Genomic DNA, 18,675 nt, shown 5'->3' with positions numbered 1-18,675 from the left:
CGGATCAGTGGGGGTGGAGGGGGACACCCGCCTGCGGGTTCGCGGTCCCGTACCGCTCCGTGGTCGTGGAGGTGGCGGTTGACGCCTCGCCACAGGTGGCCAAATCGCCGAACACGAACGCGCCGCCGTGCTTCGGGAACGGTCGCCCTGCGGTGGGCAGATCCACGGGGCGGGGACCGGCTTGCGCATCACCAGGCCTGACCTGAGCCGACCCAGGACCCCGATCGGCATGTCCGTGGGTACGTGTTTCTGATTTGGAACCGCCTTACTGGGCTTCGCCGGAGCGGGGGCCGCCGTGCGTGCGGCCTGGCCGTCCGGGATCCTGATCGGTCTCGGCACCGTAGTCCTGGCCGGTCTCGTCACCTGGGTGCTGCACCTCGCCGGCTGGGGCAAGCCGAGCGGCCCGCGGCCGGAAGCCGAGTGGGACTGGCGTGTCCGGGACATCGCGGCGCGTACCGGGCACGCCGACTGCCTGGGCTGCCGCGCCGCGGGACCCCGCCGCCGCGCCACGGCGGCCGTCGCCGGTTCCCGCTCCCCGGCGGCGCTGCCGACCGCCGAAGAGGCGGCGTGGGGCCGTGGGGGCGGGGTGGGTGCTCGTATCGCGGACAGGTCGACCGCAAGTTCGAATGTGCGACGCGCCCCGGTTGGCCGCGTTCGGCGTGTGCTGTGGGGGACCGTTGGGCACGATCGAGACGGCCGCGTGTGCGGCCCGCAGTGGACCGTTGTGAAGGATCAGCAAGATGGCAACAGGTGTCGTGAAGTGGTTCAACTCGGAGAAGGGGTTCGGCTTCATCCAGCAGGACGACGGCGGTCCTGATGTGTTCGTGCACTTCTCCGCGATCCAGACGACGGGGTTCAAGTCGCTGGAGGAGAACGCGCGGGTCGACTACACCGTCACCCAGGGGCCCAAGGGCCCCCAGGCCGAGAACGTGGTCCCCATCGGGTAGCCGCCACCACGCGCCGTGTCGCGGAGAACGCAGCCCCGCCGGTTTCGCCGGCGGGGTTCTCCGTGCGCCGGTGCCGGCACTATTGCGGCCGGACCGCCCGGTGCAGGGCCAGGAGCAGGGGCCACAGGTGGTCGGCCAGTGCGGCCGGATCCGCCGGGACCTCCCCGTGCAGCCAGTCCGCGAGCACCCCGGTGAAGGTGGCGGCGACCGCCGAGGCGACGAGCTCGGGCTGAGGAGCGCCCACCGCCGCGCGTTCGGCGCGGGCGCGGGCGCGTAGCTCCCGGTGCAGGCGGTCGCCCAGGGGGCCGCTGCCGCCCGGCAGTAGCAGGCCCCGGTAGAGCGGCGCCCGCTCGGCCGCCCCGGTCAGGAACTCGGCCAGCGCCGCCGGAGGGCGGGCCGGGGGGAGGGGCGAGGGGTCGGCCTGCCAGGCGTGCAGGGCGTCGACCGCCGCGTGCACGACGTCCGCGCACGCGTCGACGGCGAGCGCGGTGAGGTCGTCGTAGTGCAGGTAGAAGGTGGCGCGGCCGACGCCGGCCCTGCGGGCCACCGCCGAGACGCTGATCTCGGCGAGCGGCCGGCCGGCACACTGCGCCAGCAGGCTCTCGCGCAGCCGCGCCCTGGTACGGGCGGTACGGGGGTCCTCCGGACGGGGCCGCGGATCCTGTTCCCCTGGGTCAGGTGCCTGGCCCGGTGCCTGTGGGCTCATGCGGCCAGCAGCGCGGCGCCGAGCGCCAGAGCCCCCGGCACCGCCTGGGCGACGAGGATCCGGCGGTTGGCCGTCGCGGCCCCGAACACGCCGGCCACGATCACGCAGGAGAGGAAGAAGACCTGCGTGGCGAGCGAGCCGCTGGCGAGCCCCCACACCAGTCCGGCGGCGAGGAAACCGTTGTACAGGCCCTGGTTGGCGGCGAGCGGCGCGGTCAGCCGGGCGGTGTCCGCGTCGAAGCCCGACAGGGCCCGGCCCGGCGGCCGCTGCCACAGGAACATCTCCAGGACCAGGAAGTACGCGTGCAGCGCGGCCACGAGGCCGATCAGTATCTGAGCGACCGTCTGCATGGCCGTCTCCACTTCTGGGGATGAGAGCGCGGGGCGATTTCCTGGACAACTGTACAGGAAGTGGTTTACCGCGGCTTCCGACCGGCCGCGACGTACCCTGACCGCATGCTCGTGTACGAGGACTTCGGCCCGGGGCGCCACCGCGAGAGCTCCCTCATCCGGCACGCCCTCGGCAGCACCCACGACGAGCCGCTCGTCGCGGGCCTCGCCGGCGGCGTGGGCTTCATGTACTTCGTCTTCGAGTACACCGGACGGCCGCCCCAGCTCACGATCGTCGCCCAGGCCCACCCGGTCTCCTGGGTCCGCTCCGCCCTCGACCGGCTCCGCGTCCCCTACGAGGCGGCCCACAGCGCCGCCCCGCGCTGGGACCGCGTACACGCCGCCCTCGACGCCGGGCGCCCTGTGTTCTGCACCGTCGACCGGTCCGGGCTCCCGTGGCACGGCGCCCCGGACGAGATGGCCGGAGCCGATCCGTACACCGTGGTCCTCGCCGGGTACGAGGGCGATTCCCTGTACGTCGAGGACGGCGCCGGGTCGCCGTACCGGATCGCCGCGGAGGAGTTCGGCGCCGCCTGGTCAGGGCACCGCAAGGGGCGCCACGAGATGATCGTGCCCACCGGCCCCGCCGACGGGGAGCCCGACGTCGAGGGAGCCCTCGCCGCCACTGCCGCACGGCTCACCGGGCCGGTGCTCGGCAACAAGTTCGACGTCAACTTCGGCTTCAGCGGCATGGAGAAGTTCGCCGCGCAGCTGCGCGACACCCGCACGAAGGCCGGCTGGGAGCGCCGCTTCGCCGCGCCGGACGCCTTCCGCGCGGGAACCCGCCGGCTGTACGCCTGCCTGGAGGAGGAGTGGACCGCCCCGGGGGCCACCCGGCCGCTGTACGCGGACTTCCTCGACCTGGCCGGGCGGCAGCGGGCGGCAGAGCTGTTCCGCGAGTCGGGCGGGCACTGGTCCCGGCTCGCGGGCCTGGCCCGCGCCGCCGCAGCGGACGCCGCGCCGGAAGCCGACGCCGCCCCCGACCCCGCCGTGCGGCGTGCGCTCCTCGACGAGTTCGCCACCCTGGTGGAGCAGTCGGTGGCCCTGGAACGCAGGGCCGTCACCCTCCTCTGAGCCGCCCGGGGGTGTCGTCGAAGTAGCGTCGGCCGCCCGTGAGGGCGTGCGTGCCGGGCCCCGCCGGTCAGAGACGGGCGTCGAGGAACGCCCGGAACTCCTCCCGGCTCATCGGGCCCGCCTGGCTCGCGACCGCCTCGCCCTGCTCGATGAGCACGGCGGTCGGCGCGCTCGTCACGCCGTAGCGCTTCGTCGCCCCGGGGCAGCGGGTCATGTCGGTGCGGACGGCCGTGAACCTGGTCCCGTACTCCTGTGCCAGCTCGCGGACGACCGCGTCCATCGCACGGCAGGCCTGCACGGCCTTGGGCCAGGTGCCGCAGAAGTAGGCGAGAACGGGTCCCGTCGTCATCGACAGCACGAAGTCGAACTCCTCGTCCTCCTGCGGCCGGTGCACCCCACGTGCCATGCGTTGTCGCTCCTCGCTCGTGCGCTCCTCCACCGGGAGCGCCGCACCCATCATCGCCGCCGGGCGGGCGTCCGCCGGGCCGCTGTCAGTGCCGCCTGTGAAGCTGATCAGTATGGACGACAGGATGCTCCGGCGCCGGGTCTACGGCGCCGACCACGAGGACCCCGACCCCGGCCCACGCTCCGGCCGCGTATACGGCGAACTGGTCGGGGGCCCACTCGACGGACTCCTCCTGGACATCACGGGCTGGAGCGCGTCCCAGCTCGACGAGGAAGCCCGCCTCCCCACCGAGATAGGACGCTACGGAGCGGGCGGCCGGGCCCACTACCGGCGCAGGGCGGGGGATCCGGGCCACTGGGACTGGACCGGCGACAGCCGCTGACCGGCCGGCGGGCTGCCCGGCCGGCTGACGGGTGGGCGGAGGCAGCCCCGGCACTCCGCCGCCGGGCGCCCCGGCGGAGCCGCCGGTGGTCGCCGCCGAAAGTTCTTCGAAGAATTTCCGCAGGGCTGTCGATCCGGGCGCCTCCCGTTCGACGCAAGGGTGAGAGGCGGGGAAGGACCCCGCCCCCGCGACCGAGGAGTCACCATGCCGCGCTTCCTGACGATGATCCGCATCAACGAGCAGGACCTTCCCCCGAACGAGTTCCCGCCGGAGTTCGAGCAGCGCATGGGCGCCCTGCTGGAGGAGATCACCAAGGCCGGCGTGATGCTCGACACCGCGGGCCTGCTCCCCACCTCCGAGGCGACCCGTCTCAGCTGGTCCGGCGGGAAGATCAGCTACACCGACGGCCCCTTCACCGAGACCAAGGAGGTCGTCGGCGGCTACTCCCTCTGCCAGTGCAAGGACAAGGCCGAGGCCATCGAGTGGACCCGGCGGTTCCTGGAGATCCACCCGGCTGAATGGAACGTCAGCGCCGAGGTCCGTGAGATCCAGGAGATGTGATCCCGGACGCCCGCACGCTCGTGCGCCCGACCGCTCGTGCCGTGTTTGCCCTGCACCGTCGCGGCTGCTCTCATGGGTGGCCGTGACGGCAGCGGACACGGCCCAGGCGGTCGAAGCGGTGTTCAGGATCGAGTCGGCGCGGATCATCGCGGGAGTCACCCGTATCGTGCGGGACGTCGGCATCGCCGAGGAGATCGCACAGGACGCCCTCGTCACCGCACTGGAGCAGTGGCCCGGGTCGGGTGTCCCGGACCGCCCGGGCGCCTGGCTCATGGCGACGGCCAAGCACCGCGCGATCGACCTCGTCCGCCGCAAGGAGACCTACGCGCGCAAGCTCGCCGAAGTCGGCCGGACCCTGGAGGACGAGCCGCCACCCGCAGAACCGTCCGAGCCCGACGACATCGACGACGACCTGCTGCGCCTGGTGTTCACGGCCTGCCACCCCGTCCTCGCCACCGAAGCCCGCATCGCGCTCACCCTGCGCCTGATCGGCGGGCTGACGACCCAGGAGATCGCCCGCGCCTTCCTCGCCTCCGAGAGCACGGTCGCCCAGCGCATCGTGCGGGCGAAGCGCGCCCTCGCCAAGGCCGGGGTGCCCTTCGAGGTCCCGTACGGAGCCGACCGCGAGGCGCGGCTCTCCTCGGTCCTGGAGGTCATCTACCTGATCTTCAACGAGGGCTACTCGGCCACCTCGGGCGACGACCTGGTCCGGCCCGCCCTCTGCGAGGACGCCCTGCGCCTGGCCCGCGTACTGGCCGCCCTCATGCCCGAGGAGGGCGAGGCGCACGGCCTCGCCGCGCTGCTGGAGTTCCAGGCGTCCCGGATCGCCGCCCGCACCGGCCCCGACGGCGAACCGGTGCTGCTCGCCGACCAGAACCGGGCCCGGTGGAACCGCATGCTCATCGCCAGGGGCGCCCGGGCGATGAGCCGCGCCGGCAGCGGCCCCTACGCCCTCCAGGCCGCCATCGCCGGCTGCCACGCGGCCGCCGTCCGCTACGAGGACACGGACTGGACCGCGATCGCCGCCCTCTACGGGCGGCTGGTCCAGCTGACCCCCTCACCCGTGGTGGAGCTCAACCGGGCGGTGGCCGTCTCGATGGCCCAGGGCCCGGCGGCCGCCCTGCCGCTCGTCGACGCCCTGGCGCGGGAACCGGCCCTCGGCGCCTACCACCTGCTGCCGAGCGTCCGGGGCGACCTGCTGGAGCGCCTCGGCCGGCCGAGCGAGGCCCGGGCAGAGTTCGAACGCGCGGCCTCGCTCACCCGTAACCAGCGCGAACGCGCCCTGCTCCTGCGGCGCGCGGCCCGCCTCTGAGCCGAGCCCCCGGGCCGCACCTCTGAGCCGAGCCCCCGGGCCGCGCCTCTGAGCCGAGCCCCCGAGCGGCGCTCAGCCGCGCCGTGCCAACCCGGCCACGTCCAGCGGGGCCCCCCGCACCGGCCGGCGCTGCGGCGTGAGGGCGACGGGCCGGCGGAAGCCGCCGGAGCGGGCGACCTCCTGAACCGTCAGTCGCAGTGCCTCCTGGAAGTCGCCCATGGTCCGGCGGGCCGCGCGGGTGTCGACGTAGATGGAGTTCATGTGCAGCCCCTCCGTGTCGCGCTGGAACCACGAGCAGGCACCGTTGGCCCGCGCCGACCACACGTGCGTGGTGGGCCGCCACTCGTCGTGGCGCTCGGCGCCCGGGCACTTGCGCATGTCGATGTACGAGAAGAAGTTCACCGGGTACGGCCAGGAGCGGGCGGCGAACTCCTCGGGCGCCAGCAGCTCCCACGCCCGCACGAACGGCACGTCGCCATGGGCGATCATCTCGGCGAACCCGGCCCGGACGGAGGCCGTCACCTGGGCGAAGTCCCGGCCCGGCGAGGCGTCGAACTCGATCGGCAGGGTGTTGACGAACCAGCCGACCGAGTTCGTCCAGGTGCTCCGGCCGCGCTCGCTGACCGGCATCAGGCCCCGGTAGACGCCAGGACCGCCGGCATCGCGCAGACACACGGCCACAGAGCCGAGCACGCCCATGAACGGCTTCCCGCCGACCGCCAGGCAGGTCTTCTCGAAGACCTCCGCCTCACCGGCGTCCAGCAGCATCGAGGCCTCGTTGACGATGGGGTACATCCGCCCCGGCTCGACGCCGAGATCCAGGGGGAAGCGCGGGAAGAACTCGCCGGCGGGCCCCATGAAGGCCTTCCAGTGGTCCAGCCGGCTGTCGCGGACGTCGATGGACAGGTAGCGGCGGCGCTGCTCCTCGGCGAAGTCGAGATAGCTGGGCGCCGGCGGCAGTTCGGCCGCCTCCCCGCGGCACAGGCCCTCGTAGGCGGTCAGCACCTCGCGGGCGACGATCGGCATCGACATGCCGTCGCAGACGATGTGGTCGAAGGCGAGGTAGACCGTCGCCGAATCCTCGCGGACCACGGCGCCCATGATGAACAGCGGCCAGGACAGCGTGTCGATGCTCCGCTTGAACCGTTCGACGAGGAAGTCGGACAGCACCCCGGCGTCGTCGAACGTGCCCACGTGCTCGGGGTCGAGGGTGAGCGAGGCCGGGGCGAAGGGCTCGCAGGCCACCTCCCCGGCCAGCCGGCGGAACGCGCAGCGCAGTACCTCGTGCCGCTGGACGAAGGAGAGCAGGGCCCGGGACAGAGCCTGCTCGTCCAGCGGGCCGGTCACCTCGAAGGTGACCGCGACCCACGACGCGACGGGGTCGTCGGCGGCCCGGCTCTCCTCGGCGACGGTGAAGTGCTTGTCCTGGTTGAAGGACGCTTTCCGGCTCGCCGGGTCGGCCGGCCCGGCGGCATCCGGCCTCCCGGCGTCCGGCGCGGCGGCATCCGGCCTGCCGGAACCCGGCCCGCCGGCCTCCGCTCCGCCGGAACCCGGCCTGCCGGCCTCCGCTCCGCCGGCCTCCGCCGCGGTGGTCCTGAGCCGCCACTCGACCACCCTGCCGGGTGCCACGTGGTGCATCTCCAGAGGAAACTGCCGCATACCGCCATCCCTTCGCCCCCCGAGTCAACCCCCAGGCCCTAACGACCCCCGGCCCGGTGAGGTGACGGAGTCACGCCCTGGCGGCGCCCGCGTTCCGCCTGCACAGGGCGGCCTCGAAGAGGGTCCAGCCGTCGATCTCCATGCCCGACGGGCCGTCGGGACGCCACCCGCGAGCCCGGGCCTCCTCCAACAGGGCCCGGACCGTGCCGGGTTCGTGCAGGTACAGGGACTCGGTGCCGGCGAGGGACACCTCCCCGGAGACCAACGGGTAGCCTTGCGGGACCAGCCTGCCGGGCCCCTCCCGGAACACGATGCGCAGGTGTCCGCGCGCCCCGGCCAGGTGGAGGGTCAGGGACTCGCTGCAGTCGCCGGCGCCGCCGCCCGGTCTGCCGTGCCGGTGGCGCACCGACCGCGTGTAGGTGTCCCCGTCCACGACGAGGCGTCGGGCCTTCTTCGGACTGCGGGGCATCCGAGTCTCCTTCCCACGGGGTCCGGCGGAGCCGGGGCCCCGCGCTCGTGCGCCGGGAGAGTTTACGAAGCCCCGCTCGCCCGGCGCATCCGCAATTCGCCCCGCTACTCGGTGTGCAGGGCGGCCGCGATCGTCATCCGCGCCGCCGACCGGGCCGGAACCAGCGCGCCCATGACGGCGATCGCGACGCCGGCGAGCAGCAGGATCGACAACTGGGGCACGTCCCATATGTTCTTCATCGAGTCCGGGAAGGCGACCACCCCGACGTTGTCCACGACCAGCCGGTGCGCGAACATCCCGAGCGGGATGCCCAGCAGCCCGCCGACCGCCCCGATCCCCGCCACCGACGTCACGGTCATCGCCACGACCTGCCGGGGTGTCATCCCGATCGACTTGAGCATGCCGAGGTCCCGCCGGCGCTCCCGGGTGCCCAAGAGGACGGTGTTGAGGACGCCGAGGGCGGCGACCACGCTCAACAGGACGGTGAACACCGAGGAGAACGCGACGACGGTGGTGGTGCCGGCGTTGCCCGTGTCCGGCACCGTCGCGCGCAGCCCCGGGTCGGCGGCCTCGGCCTCCGCGGCGTACGCCTGCGCGTCGGTGCCCGGGGCGAGCCGTACCTCGTACTCGACGGCGCGGGCGTCCGGTGACAGCTGGGCGAGGGTCTGCCAGGTGGCGTCCAGTGCCCTTGCGTTGCCGTCGACGAGTACGCCGACGACGGTCGCCGTGACCTGCCTGCCCTCCAGCACCAGGGTGACCCGGTCACCCAGCTGCAGGCCGCGCTGCGTCAGGAACGAGGGGCCGGCCGTGATCTCGCCCGCCGCCCGCGCCGGCCTGCCCCTGGCGATCCGGCCGTCCTGCGCGGAGTCGTCCCCGCGGTAGAAGGTGGCGAACACCGACTGGGACTGCCCGCCCACACCGACCTGGGCCAGAGCGCGAGCCCGGACGTGCGTCGCACCGGGCAGTGACCGCAGCCGTTCCTCGATCTGGTCGTCGCTGAGCGCGGGGGCGGGCCGGCCGTTGCCCGGGGCTCCCGCCTCCACCCGGACCCGGGGACCGCCCTCGCCCCGGCCGGCCTCGTCGAAGGCGAGCATGGTGCCGGTCAGCCCGGTCGCCAGGGTCACCGTGGTCACCCCCAGAACGATGGCGGCCAGGGTCAGCACCGTGCGGCCGGGGCGGGCGAACGGCTGCCCCAGGCCAAGGCTGACGGCGCGTGGGAGCGGGCTGCCACCGAGGACGCGCTGCACGCGCAGTCCGCGGCCGGTCCCGGGGGCGCCGCCGGCGCTGATCGCCCGGGCGGCGGACAGCCGGTGGGCCCGCAGGGCGGGAACCAGCGCGGCGAGCAGCACCAGGGCGGGCATGCCCAGCAGGCAGACGGCCGACACCCAGCCGGCCACGCCGCCGACGGAGGCCCGGCCGGTCTCGATGCCGGAGAAGGCGACCTTCAGGATCGGCTCGGCCAGCGCGTTGCCGAGCAGAGTGCCCAGTGCGGAGCCGACGACGGCCGGTACGGCCATCATCGTCAGGTACACGGCGACCACCTGGTTCGGGGTGAACCCCAGGGCCTTGAGCACGCCGATGTGCCGGTAGCCGGAGACCACCGCCCCGCTGACGACGTTCCCGACGATCAGGGCGGACACCAGGAGGCCGAGGACGCCGAACAGCGTCATGAACGGGAGATAGCTGTCGGCCAGCGCCGAGAAGGCCCGCTTCAGGGTGAGGTGGGTCTGCCGGTCGGCCAGCGCCCCCTCGGGCAGACCGGCCGTCGCCGCGGCCAGCGAGGACCGCAGCTCCGCCTCGGTCGAGGAGTCCGTGAAGCGGTACAGCATCTGCGCGGCAGCCGGCCGCATCGACGCCATCTGCTCGGGCGTCACCCAGCCTTCCGCCGACTTCGACATGGTGGCGCCGAATCCCACGACGCGCAGCGGCCCGCCCCCCGGCACCGCCAGCTCCGCCCCCAGCAGCTCCGGGCCGGGCGTGCCCCCGGACGGCCAGGCCACGACGATCTCGCCGGGCGCGGTCGCCCACCGGCCCTCCAGGACCTCCACCCGGTCGACCGGGCCGGACGGGTCGGCCCGGCCCACCACCGTCAGGGAGCCGCCGGGCATCCACAGCCGGCCGTCGGGAACGTCCACGACGCCCTGCCCGAACGGCCCCGCCGCCGCCTCCACACCCGGGCGCCGCGCGGTCAGGGCCAGCTGTTCCGGGGTGACCTTCGAGGTGTCGAAGGTCGCCACGGTGTGCGCGCCGCGCTGGGCGGAGTGCGCCCTGTCGAAGGGGCTGGAAGCGGCGTTGAGCAGCCCCAGCGCGAGCAGGACGGTCGTGGCGGAGCAGAGCACGACCAGTCCGATGACGAACGTCTGGAGCCTGCGGCGCTTCACCGCCGCGCGCGAGGCCCGCCACACGGCGCTCACGCGGTCGCCTCCAGAGCGCTCTGCCGGGCGATCCGGCCGTCCGCGACCTCCACCAGGCGGCCGGCGCAGCGGGTGGCCAGCTCCGGGTCGTGCGTGACGATCAGCAGCGTCTGGCCGATCTGGTTGAGGTCGATGAGGAGATCCATCACCTGCTCCCCCGACCGGCTGTCGAGTGCACCCGTCGGCTCGTCCGCGAGGAGCAGCGCCGGACGGTTCATCAACGCCCGTGCGACGGCCACCCGTTGGCGCTCACCGCCGCTCAGGGTCCCCGGATAGTTGTTCCTGCGATCGGCGATGCCGAGCTCGTCGAGGAGTTCCAGGGCCCGGCGCCGGGCCTGCCGGGCCGGGGTCCCCGTCAACTGGGCCGCCAGCGCCACGTTGTCCAGGGCCGGCAGATCGTCGATGAGGTTGAAGAACTGGAAGACCATGCCGACGTGGCGGCGCCGGAACAGCGCCAGCCCCGTCTCGTTGAGCCGCCCCAGGTCCTGCCCCCGCACCTCGACGGTGCCCGACGTCGGCCGGTCCAGCCCGGCCACCATGTTGAGCAGGGTGGACTTCCCGCAGCCGGAGGGGCCCATCACGGCCACCGCCTCACCCGCGCGGATCTCCAGGCTGACCCCGTCCAGGGCCTTCGCGTCGCCGTACTCCTTGTGTACGTCGTCGAGTCGTACGACGACCTGGCCTGCACTGTCGTGATCGGTTGTCATGCCCCGAACCTAAGGCGGGACCCCGGGGCGGGACGTCCGCCCCCGGATGTAAAGGCCGGGCCAGGTCATCCTGGGGATGTACGAGGGCCCGTCCGGCACAATGGTCTTGATCACGAAGCCGTCGGGGCTTGAACGGGTGGGGAGTTGAGGGTGGAGCTGATCACCGCCGCGATCGCGGCATGCCTGTCCGCGGCCGCGGCCGGCGTACTGGGCATGGCGCTGCTCCGCGCCCGGCGCGGCCACCGGGCGGCACTGGAGGAGCGCGGCTGGCTGCTGGAGCGCGAGCGCGAGAGCGCGGCCCGCAGCGCGGTCGACGCCGAGCGGGCCAGGATCGCGGCCGAACTCCACGACATCGTCAGCCACAACGTCAGCCTGATGGTGGTCCAGGCCGGGGCCGCCCGCGAGGTGCTCACCACCCTGCCGGAGGAGGCCGCGGCGGCGATGGCCGCCGTCGAGCAGGCCGGGCGGAACACCATGACCGAACTGCGGCACCTGCTGGGGCTGCTCGCGCCCGCGCAGGACGGCGCGGACGCCCCGTACGAGGCGCAGGTCGCCGCGGCCACCCGGCTCTCGCCGCAACCGAGCCTGGCCCGGCTCAGCGCGCTCGTCGACCGGTTCGCCTTCGCGGGCCTGCCGGTGGAGGTACGCATGTCCGGCGACCCGCGCCCGCTGCCGGCGGGCATCGACGTCACGGCGTACCGGATCATCCAGGAGGCGCTCACGAACGCGCTCAAACACGGAGAGGGAGGCAGGACCCAGGTGTCGGTGCGGTACGCGGAACACGCGCTGCGCGTGGAGGTGCTGAGCGGCGGAGCGAGCGTGCTCGGGGGAGGTGCGGCCGGACCGCGGCAGGGGCCCGCGGACGGCGCCGGACCGAAGGCCGAGGGGACCGGCCGCGGCCTGATCGGCCTGCGGGAACGGGTCGCCGTCTACGGGGGAGACCTCGACGCCCGCCGGCGCCTCGGCGGCGGCTACCGGGTACGCGCCCGCCTCCCCCTGGACCGGCCGTGACCGCCCCCGGGACCCCCGGCACGGCCGACGGCGCGCCCGCCACGGGGGACGGGCCGGCGCCCCGCGTCGTGATCGCGGACGACCAGGACCTGGTCCGCACCGGCTTCCGGCTGATCCTGACGGCCCGCGGGATCGACGTGGTGGGCGTGGCCGCCGACGGCGCGCAGGCCGTCGCGCAGGTACGCCGGCTGCGCCCCGACGTCGTCCTCCTCGACATCCGCATGCCCGTCATGGACGGCCTGGAGGCCGCCCGGCGCATCCTCGCGCACGCCCCGGACTGCCGGGTGATCATGCTGACCACCTTCGACCTCGACCAGTACGTGTACGCGGCCCTCGCCGCGGGAGCCAGCGGCTTCCTCCTCAAGGACGTCACCCCCGAACACCTCGCCGCCGCCGTCCGCCTCGTCGGCACCGGCGACGCACTGCTCGCCCCGTCGATCACCCGCCGCCTGGTGGAGCGCTGCGCCCCGGCCGCCGCCGCCCGGGACCGGGTCACGACCGCGGACACCCACCGCGAACTCGCCGCCCTGACCCCGCGCGAGCGCGAGGTGCTGACCCTGATGGGCCACGGACGCTCCAACGCCGAACTGGCACAGGAGCTGACGCTCAGCGAAGCCACGGTGAAGACCCATGTGGCCCGCATCTTCGCGAAGCTGTCGCTGCGCGACCGGGCCCAGGCCGTGGTCCTCGCCTACGAGACCGGCCTCGTGACGCCGGGAACGGCAACCCCGCGGCGCCCGGAAGGGGGCGCCTGACCGGCCGTCACGACCCGAGGCCGGCCACCCCTGTATCGGCTGGGGTGTCAGGACGCCGGCAGGCCGAGGATCTCCAGGATGCCCTCCGCGTACGCCGCCGTACCGGAGCCGGGGACGGCGGCCAGCTCCCGGCGGAAGCCGTCCACACCGGTACGGATGAAGGCGGCACACTGCCCGTGCAGCCCGGCCTCGTGGGTGCCGCCGTCGTCCACCGTGCACAGCAGCGCCAGCAGCGTCCACAGCAGCGCCTCGCGGGTCGCCCGCCGCGGCGGCCGCGCCGACCACACCGCCATCAGCACGGCGCAGACCGCGGGAGCCGGAGGTTTCAGGTGCTGAGCGAAGAAGGCATGGCCCTCCAGCGCGTGAAACGCGGCGGGATGCCCCTCCGCCGCGTCGTGCACGGCGTCCACCAGATGGCCCGCGGTCCGGCCGCAGCCGCACTCGATGCCCTCCCAGTCGTGCCGCGCGATCTCCGCCACCACGGAGTCCGGAACCATCGGGCTGCGCGGTGGCGCGCTCCGGCGCCGCAGAGCGTGCGGCTGCTTCTCACTCCCCCTCATGCGCCACAGTATGGGCCAGGCCGGACCGGGCAGCGACAGGGGGCGGAACCGGATCACACGGACGGCCGTCTGAGACGCCGTGTGGATGAAACGAAGAGTACTTTTTCTGCTGTTCGCCCTGCTCGCGACCCAGGTGGGCGCCCTCGTCAACCCCGCCTACGCCTGCGGCTGCGGGGCGATGATCCCCGACGGCAAGACCGCCGTCGGCGTCAGCCGCGAGACCTCCGTCGTGCGCTGGGACGGCCGTACGGAACAGATCGTCATGCGCTTCACCGTCGGCGGGAACGCGGAACGGGCCGCCTGGATCATGCCCGTACCGGGACGCGCCACCGTGGAGCTGGGCGACCGTGCCATGTTCGACGAGCTGCGCGAGCTGACCCGGCCGGAGCGCCGGACCCGCACCCACTTCTGGCCGCGGTCCGGCGACTGGCCCTTCGACGAGGTCGACGGCGCCGGTGCGGGCGCCCGGCCGCCCGAAACCATGCCGCCCGTCGGGGTCGTCGGCCGCGAGCGGCTCGGCGACTTCGACGTGGCCCGGCTGACCGCCACCGACCCCGACGCCCTCAGGAACTGGCTGGAGGGCAACGGCTTCGAGTTCCCCGACCGCCTCGCCACCGAGGTCAAGCCGTACGTCGACCAGAAGTGGGAGTACGTGGCGGTACGCCTCGCCCCGCGCGACGGCGGAAAGGGCAAGGTGCTGCGCGGCGACCTGGACCCGCTGAAGATCCGCTTCGACAGCGACCGGCTGGTCTATCCGATGCGGCTCTCCCGCATGGCGAAGACCCCGCAGTCGCTCGGCCTGTACGTCCTGGCGGACCACCGTATGGAACCCGCCACCGCCATCGGAGGCTCCGCACCCGAGGTGACCTTCGCGGGCACCATCGTGCCGAAGGACGGCCCGCTCGCCGCCCTCGCGGGCGGAAAGCCGGTGTTCCTCACGGCGATCGACCAGGAGTTCCCGCACCCCGGCCGGATCGACTCCGACCACGAACTGCGCGCGGCGCCCGAGGACACCCCCTACCGCCGGGCGGTCTACCGCGACAAGCTGCTCACGGTGGGGGACGGCATCCCGGTCTGGCTCCTGACGGTCCCCGCAGCCGCCGCGGCCGTCGCCGCCACCGCCTACGCCATGATCCGCCGTCGCAGCCGCCGTCCGGCCACCGACTGAGGCAGCTCGGGGGAGGAGGCCCCGCAGGCAGGGTCGCGGCGGTGTGTGCGCGACACCGGCGGCCGCAGCCGGGGCAGGCGCGCGGACCGGGCCGCGCGCCCCCGGTCGTACCGCAACGGGTGGAAAGGGCCCGATTCGCGCTGCCGGGAGTGACACCAGCGGCGGCTCCAGCGCTGAAGGGCACGGGTCGTCCACCGACGGCCGCGATCCTGCCCCGCCCGCCGACACCCGTCGCCCGATCCGCAGAGGCCACCACGCATGAACCCCTCACCCGGCACGTCCGACCCGGACACGGTGGAGCTCTTCCTCGGTGACATCGGCGCGGCGCGGGGACCGAAGGCCCCTCCCGGGCCCGACGCACCGGTCTTTGTGGACAGCTCGGGGCGCAGGCAGCGCCGCGTACGCCGATGGGGCTTGCTGCTGGTGATACCGGCCGCCGCCTACGTCGTCCTCCTGCTGAGCACGCTGATGGGCGGCCCCACCTTCCGATCGCCGTTCCTCCCCTCCGCCCAGGCCCCGCAGGCCCCGGCGTCCGGGGAGCCGTCCAGGGCGGCGACGACCGGCCCGTCGCCCCGCGGCACGGCAGGCGCCGGACCCCGGGCCACTCCGGCGGCCGCACGCACCGGCGCGCCCGTACCGGCCGCCACTGCCGGGACCGGCCCCACCGCCGCACCCGGCACGGGTGCGACCAGGGCCACCGGGGGACCGGCGGACCCCGCTCCGTCGCCGCCCGGCGGCGGCCGGGGCCGCTTCTCCACGCCCCCCGGCCAGGGCGGGGTCAAGCCCACCGGCCGCCCCTGAGCCCCGTCGGCCGACACCGCCCGCACCACACGCACCGCGCACACGCAGCGCACTCCACGTACCGCACCACCCGACGCAGCAGGCAGGAAGCCCCACCCCCGTGTCGAAGAACCGCCGCCGCCGCTCGCAGGGCCGGCACACCTCCGTACGCAACGTCCCTCTGCGCACCCACTGGCTGCTGCTCACCACCCTCGTGCTCACGCTCTCGGCGGCGCTGCTCCTCAAGGGCTACACCCAGCACCTCTTCGACTCCCGCCCCGACGGCGCAGCGCGTGAGCAGCGGGCCGGCTCGTCGGTACCGCCCGCGATCAGCTCCGGCGGCCCCGTGATCGAGGGGCCGGCCGGCCGCACCGCCACCCCTGCGCCCCGCACGATCGCCCTGACCTTCGACGACGGCCCCGACCCCGTCTGGACCCCGAAGATCCTCGACGTGCTGCGCCGCCACGACGTGCACGCGACCTTCTTCACCGTCGGCACCCGCGTCACCGAGAATCCTGACCTGGCCCGCCGGATCGTCGCCGAGGGGCACCAGATCGGCCTGCACAGCTTCACCCACACCGACCTGGGCACCGCATCCGCCTGGCGCCGCTCCCTCGAACTGCGCCAGACCCAGCTCGTCATCGCCGGCGCCACCGGGGTCACCACGCCCCTGCTGCGCCCGCCCTACTCCTCCACCGCCAAGGCACTCGGCGACTCCGACTGGGACGCGGCCGTGCAGGCCGGACAGGAGGGGTACCTGACCGTCCTGACGACCCTCGACAGCCAGGACTGGAGGCGCCCCGGCGTCGAGGCGATCGTCGCCGGATCCACCCCCTCGGACTCCGCCGGGCAGATCGTGCTGCTGCACGACGCGGGAGGGGACCGCACCCAGACGGTCGCCGCCCTCGAACAGCTCGTCCCGCGGCTGAAGGCGTCCGGCTGGACGTTCGCCACCGTGGGTGACGCGGTCGCCCTTCCGGCCGTCGTACAGGACGCCGGCACCGCCGACCGGTGGCAGGGGATGGCGTTGATCACCGCGATCCGCACCAGCGGCTGGATCCTCGACGTGCTGTCCTGGCTGCTGTGGGCGGCGGGCGCGATCAGCCTGCTCCGCGCGGTCGCCGTGTTCGTGGCCGCGCGCCGGCACGTGCGGATGCGGCGCAAGCCGTGGGGAGCTCCGGTCACCCAGCCGGTGAGCGTGATCGTCCCCGCCTACAACGAGAGCGCCGGAATCGAGGCGGCCGTCCGCTCGCTGCTGGCGTCCGACCACCCCGTCGAGGTCATCGTGGTGGACGACGGATCCACCGACGGCACGGCCGACATCGTCGAGGCGCTCCGGCTGCCGGGCGTACGGGTCATCCGGCAGCAGAACGCCGGCAAGCCCGCCGCGCTCAACACAGGGATCGCCGCGGCCTCCTGCGAACTGCTCGTCATGGTCGACGGAGACACCGTCTTCGAACCCGACGCGGTCCGCATGATCGTCCAGCCTTTCGCCCACCGCCGTGTGGGCGCGGTCTCCGGCAACGCCAAGGTGGTCAACCGGGGCGGTCTGCTCGGCCGCTGGCAGCACATCGAGTACGTCGTCGGATTCAACCTCGACCGCCGTCTGTTCGACCTCGCCGAGTGCATGCCCACCGTCCCCGGCGCCGTCGGCGCGTTCCGGCGCGAAGCCCTGCTGCGAGTCGGCGGCGTCAGCGACACCACCCTGGCCGAGGACACCGATCTCACCATGGCCCTGTGCAGGGACGGCTGGCGCGTGGTCTACGAAGAGCGGGCCAAGGCCTGGACGGAAGCGCCCGCCTCCCTCGGCGCCCTGTGGAAGCAGCGCTACCGATGGTGCTACGGCACCCTCCAGGCCATGTGGAAGCACCGCGGGGCCCTGGCCCAGCGCGGGCAGGCCGGCAAGCTCGGCCGACGGGGCCTGGTCTACCTCCTGACGTTCCAGGTCCTGCTGCCGCTGCTCGCGCCGGTCGTGGACGTCTTCGCCGTCTACGGCCTGGTCTTCCTCGACCCGCTGCGCATCATCGGCCTGTGGGGGGCCTTCCTCCTGCTCCAGGTCCTGATGGCCCTCTACGCCTTCCGCCTGGACGGTGAGCGTCCCGGGCCGCTGTGGAGCCTGCCGCTCCAGCAGTTCGTCCACCGCCAGCTCATGTACCTGGTCGTCATCCAGTCCGTCTTCACCGCCGTCGCCGGCTCCCGCCTGCGCTGGCAGCGGATGGAGAGGTACGGCAGCCTTCAGGTGCCCGTCACCCCGGCCGGGCCGCCCGCGGCGGCGCAGTACGCGCCCGGTGCCCGGGCGGACGCCGGGGCGCCCTGGACCGAACCCCTGGCGGAGCCGGCAGACCCGTACGGCGGCCACGACACCGACCCCGCATGGGCGTCGCACCCCGGGGCGCCGGGACCGCAGGATCACATCTGGCCTTCGCGGTAGCGGCACAGGGGCCCCGAGGTCAGGGTGCGCCCTGGCCCGCGCGGGCCAGGGCGAGGACCCCGGCGCAGACCACGCCCACACCCAGCAGTTGGGGGAGCAGCCACCAGCCCGACCGCAGGTGCTCCTCGTACAGCACCACCCCCAGCGCGATGCTGACGCACGCGTCGCCGAGGGTCAGCGCGGGCTGCGAGGCCACGAGCGGGCCGCCCTGCATGGCGTGTTCGAGCAGCAGCAGGGCGCAGACGCCGGCCGCGCCGAAGGCGTACGTCTCCCAGCTGGTCAGGAACCCGCCGACGCCGTGGTCGTCGAGGACGTGCACGGAGGACTTCATCAGGGCGGCGGTGAGCGCGTAGCAGACGGCGGTGGCGGCGCCCAGGCAGCCGGCCCGCGAACGGCCGGGCGGACGCCGCAGGCCCGCGACGGCGAGCAGCACGACGATCACCGCGCAGGCCGGCAGCACCACCACCCACCGCTCCGGCGGCACGTCGGTACGGTTCCCGGCCGGCGAGGCGGCCACCAGCGCGAGCCCGAGCCCGGCCACCACCCCGGCCACGGCCAGCCACAGCGCCCCCGGCAGCCGCTGCCGGGTCAGCAGGGAGGCGATCAGCAGCGCCAGCGGCAGCTCCAGCACGAACAGGGGCTGTACGAGCGCCAGCGCGCCCGTGGCCAGCGCAGCGGCCTGCCCGACCCCGGCGGCGATCACCGCCAGGATGCCCGCGACCCATACGGGCCGGCGCAGCAGGTCCAGGACCAGACCGGGGCGGAAGCCCTCGCTCTGCGGCACGGTGAGCGCGGCCCGCCGCTGGAGCACGGTGGCCAGCGCGTTGCTGAAGGCCGCGAACAGCGCGAAGAGGACCGGCAGGACGACGCCCATGCCCCCGATCCTCACCGGGCCCGCCGCCCGGCCGCGCCGCGACACCGGGCCGCGGGCGTCGCGGCGCCCG

The 18,675-nt window shown here is 74.2% G+C and carries 19 protein-coding genes and 1 pseudogene; 11 read left to right on the top strand and 9 right to left on the bottom strand.

Annotation, left to right across the window (positions count from 1 at the left end; genetic code table 11):
* Window positions 1-268: 268 nt before the first annotated feature.
* A pseudogene (locus tag BSL84_RS36865) lies at window positions 269-568 on the top strand (HGxxPAAW family protein); the annotation flags it as partial.
* Window positions 569-740: 172 nt separating this feature from the next.
* Entirely contained in the window at window positions 741-947 is a 207-nt protein-coding gene (locus tag BSL84_RS02885; RefSeq protein WP_030032248.1) for a cold-shock protein, read from the top strand.
* A 79-nt stretch (window positions 948-1,026) separates the two neighbouring features.
* Here BSL84_RS02885 and BSL84_RS02880 read toward each other — a convergent pair whose 3' ends face one another.
* Window positions 1,027-1,653 (bottom strand): TetR/AcrR family transcriptional regulator, encoded by a 627-nt coding sequence (locus BSL84_RS02880; RefSeq protein WP_045322971.1) that lies wholly within the window; start codon window positions 1,651-1,653, stop codon window positions 1,027-1,029.
* Complete coding sequence (locus BSL84_RS02875; RefSeq protein WP_030033118.1) at window positions 1,650-2,003, bottom strand: DUF1304 domain-containing protein; 354 nt, start codon at window positions 2,001-2,003, stop codon at window positions 1,650-1,652. The genes BSL84_RS02880 and BSL84_RS02875 overlap by 4 nt, the downstream gene beginning before the upstream one ends.
* 105 nt (window positions 2,004-2,108) lie before the next feature.
* On the opposite strand from BSL84_RS02875, the gene BSL84_RS02870 reads away from it, so the two are divergent.
* Window positions 2,109-3,116 carry a BtrH N-terminal domain-containing protein gene (locus tag BSL84_RS02870; RefSeq protein WP_045322972.1) on the top strand — a complete coding sequence of 336 codons (1,008 nt, stop codon included), beginning with the start codon at window positions 2,109-2,111 and terminating at the stop codon, window positions 3,114-3,116.
* 67 nt (window positions 3,117-3,183) lie between these two features.
* Here BSL84_RS02870 and BSL84_RS02865 read toward each other — a convergent pair whose 3' ends face one another.
* Complete coding sequence (locus tag BSL84_RS02865) at window positions 3,184-3,522, bottom strand: thioredoxin family protein (RefSeq protein WP_075971950.1); 339 nt, start codon at window positions 3,520-3,522, stop codon at window positions 3,184-3,186.
* Between the two features lie 112 nt (window positions 3,523-3,634).
* Between BSL84_RS02865 and BSL84_RS02860 the strand changes: the two genes are divergently transcribed.
* From BSL84_RS02860 to BSL84_RS02850, 3 genes are all read left to right on the top strand, one after another.
* On the top strand, window positions 3,635-3,904 hold the full coding sequence (locus BSL84_RS02860; protein WP_030037444.1) for a hypothetical protein: 270 nt from the start codon (window positions 3,635-3,637) through the stop codon (window positions 3,902-3,904).
* A gap of 204 nt (window positions 3,905-4,108) precedes the next feature.
* Entirely contained in the window at window positions 4,109-4,465 is a 357-nt protein-coding gene (locus tag BSL84_RS02855; RefSeq protein ID WP_030037445.1) for a YciI family protein, read from the top strand.
* 76 nt (window positions 4,466-4,541) lie between these two features.
* Entirely contained in the window at window positions 4,542-5,777 is a 1,236-nt protein-coding gene (locus tag BSL84_RS02850) for an RNA polymerase sigma factor (protein ID WP_078849113.1), read from the top strand.
* Between the two features lie 72 nt (window positions 5,778-5,849).
* Here the strand turns inward: BSL84_RS02850 and BSL84_RS02845 are convergent, their stop codons facing one another.
* From BSL84_RS02845 to BSL84_RS02830, 4 genes are all read right to left on the bottom strand, one after another.
* Window positions 5,850-7,436 carry a condensation domain-containing protein gene (locus BSL84_RS02845; RefSeq protein ID WP_075969714.1) on the bottom strand — a complete coding sequence of 529 codons (1,587 nt, stop codon included), beginning with the start codon at window positions 7,434-7,436 and terminating at the stop codon, window positions 5,850-5,852.
* Window positions 7,437-7,506: 70 nt separating this feature from the next.
* Entirely contained in the window at window positions 7,507-7,905 is a 399-nt protein-coding gene (locus BSL84_RS02840) for a hypothetical protein (RefSeq protein WP_045322977.1), read from the bottom strand.
* Between the two features lie 104 nt (window positions 7,906-8,009).
* A complete protein-coding gene (locus BSL84_RS02835) occupies window positions 8,010-10,319 on the bottom strand; it encodes an ABC transporter permease (RefSeq protein ID WP_075969713.1) in 2,310 nt (769 codons plus the stop codon).
* Window positions 10,316-11,026, bottom strand: coding sequence for an ABC transporter ATP-binding protein (locus BSL84_RS02830; protein WP_045322979.1), 711 nt, complete (start codon window positions 11,024-11,026; stop codon window positions 10,316-10,318). Before BSL84_RS02830 ends, BSL84_RS02835 begins: the two co-directional genes overlap by 4 nt.
* Window positions 11,027-11,176: 150 nt before the next feature.
* Here BSL84_RS02830 and BSL84_RS02825 point away from each other — a divergent pair, with 150 nt between their 5' ends.
* Both BSL84_RS02825 and BSL84_RS02820 read left to right on the top strand, forming a co-directional pair.
* Window positions 11,177-12,037: a sensor histidine kinase gene (locus tag BSL84_RS02825; protein ID WP_045322980.1), complete on the top strand. Its 861-nt coding sequence runs from the start codon at window positions 11,177-11,179 to the stop codon at window positions 12,035-12,037.
* Between the two features lie 68 nt (window positions 12,038-12,105).
* A complete protein-coding gene (locus tag BSL84_RS02820) occupies window positions 12,106-12,792 on the top strand; it encodes a response regulator (protein ID WP_030031987.1) in 687 nt (228 codons plus the stop codon).
* 47 nt (window positions 12,793-12,839) lie between these two features.
* Here BSL84_RS02820 and BSL84_RS02815 read toward each other — a convergent pair whose 3' ends face one another.
* A complete protein-coding gene (locus BSL84_RS02815) occupies window positions 12,840-13,352 on the bottom strand; it encodes a hypothetical protein (protein WP_158880042.1) in 513 nt (170 codons plus the stop codon).
* An 85-nt stretch (window positions 13,353-13,437) separates the two neighbouring features.
* On the opposite strand from BSL84_RS02815, the gene BSL84_RS02810 reads away from it, so the two are divergent.
* The 3 genes from BSL84_RS02810 (at window position 13,438) to BSL84_RS02800 (ending at window position 17,731) form a co-directional block, all read left to right on the top strand.
* Window positions 13,438-14,520 (top strand): DUF2330 domain-containing protein, encoded by a 1,083-nt coding sequence (locus BSL84_RS02810; protein WP_075969712.1) that lies wholly within the window; start codon window positions 13,438-13,440, stop codon window positions 14,518-14,520.
* A 258-nt stretch (window positions 14,521-14,778) separates the two neighbouring features.
* Window positions 14,779-15,321 (top strand): hypothetical protein, encoded by a 543-nt coding sequence (locus tag BSL84_RS35250; RefSeq protein WP_075969711.1) that lies wholly within the window; start codon window positions 14,779-14,781, stop codon window positions 15,319-15,321.
* 100 nt (window positions 15,322-15,421) lie between these two features.
* Window positions 15,422-17,731: a bifunctional polysaccharide deacetylase/glycosyltransferase family 2 protein gene (locus BSL84_RS02800; protein WP_234308482.1), complete on the top strand. Its 2,310-nt coding sequence runs from the start codon at window positions 15,422-15,424 to the stop codon at window positions 17,729-17,731.
* A gap of 19 nt (window positions 17,732-17,750) precedes the next feature.
* Here the strand turns inward: BSL84_RS02800 and BSL84_RS02795 are convergent, their stop codons facing one another.
* Window positions 17,751-18,605 carry a DMT family transporter gene (locus tag BSL84_RS02795; protein ID WP_045322981.1) on the bottom strand — a complete coding sequence of 285 codons (855 nt, stop codon included), beginning with the start codon at window positions 18,603-18,605 and terminating at the stop codon, window positions 17,751-17,753.
* Window positions 18,606-18,675: the final 70 nt, after the last annotated feature.

This window comes from Streptomyces sp. TN58 (genome assembly GCF_001941845.1).
Taxonomy (GTDB): Bacteria; Actinomycetota; Actinomycetes; order Streptomycetales; family Streptomycetaceae; genus Streptomyces.
This window is presented reverse-complemented; position numbering and strand designations above follow the sequence as displayed.

Coding starts and splice junctions, on each gene's coding strand:
- BSL84_RS35250 (WP_075969711.1), top strand. CDS start 14,779: ATGAACCCCTCACCCGGCACGTCCGACCCGGACACGGTGGAGCTCTTC.
- BSL84_RS02875 (WP_030033118.1), bottom strand. CDS start 2,003: ATGCAGACGGTCGCTCAGATACTGATCGGCCTCGTGGCCGCGCTGCAC.
- BSL84_RS02855 (WP_030037445.1), top strand. CDS start 4,109: ATGCCGCGCTTCCTGACGATGATCCGCATCAACGAGCAGGACCTTCCC.
- BSL84_RS02845 (WP_075969714.1), bottom strand. CDS start 7,436: ATGCGGCAGTTTCCTCTGGAGATGCACCACGTGGCACCCGGCAGGGTG.
- BSL84_RS02840 (WP_045322977.1), bottom strand. CDS start 7,905: ATGCCCCGCAGTCCGAAGAAGGCCCGACGCCTCGTCGTGGACGGGGAC.
- BSL84_RS02810 (WP_075969712.1), top strand. CDS start 13,438: ATGAAACGAAGAGTACTTTTTCTGCTGTTCGCCCTGCTCGCGACCCAG.
- BSL84_RS02830 (WP_045322979.1), bottom strand. CDS start 11,026: ATGACAACCGATCACGACAGTGCAGGCCAGGTCGTCGTACGACTCGAC.
- BSL84_RS02880 (WP_045322971.1), bottom strand. CDS start 1,653: ATGAGCCCACAGGCACCGGGCCAGGCACCTGACCCAGGGGAACAGGAT.
- BSL84_RS02860 (WP_030037444.1), top strand. CDS start 3,635: ATGGACGACAGGATGCTCCGGCGCCGGGTCTACGGCGCCGACCACGAG.
- BSL84_RS02795 (WP_045322981.1), bottom strand. CDS start 18,605: ATGGGCGTCGTCCTGCCGGTCCTCTTCGCGCTGTTCGCGGCCTTCAGC.
- BSL84_RS02815 (WP_158880042.1), bottom strand. CDS start 13,352: ATGAGGGGGAGTGAGAAGCAGCCGCACGCTCTGCGGCGCCGGAGCGCG.
- BSL84_RS02865 (WP_075971950.1), bottom strand. CDS start 3,522: ATGGCACGTGGGGTGCACCGGCCGCAGGAGGACGAGGAGTTCGACTTC.
- BSL84_RS02870 (WP_045322972.1), top strand. CDS start 2,109: ATGCTCGTGTACGAGGACTTCGGCCCGGGGCGCCACCGCGAGAGCTCC.
- BSL84_RS02885 (WP_030032248.1), top strand. CDS start 741: ATGGCAACAGGTGTCGTGAAGTGGTTCAACTCGGAGAAGGGGTTCGGC.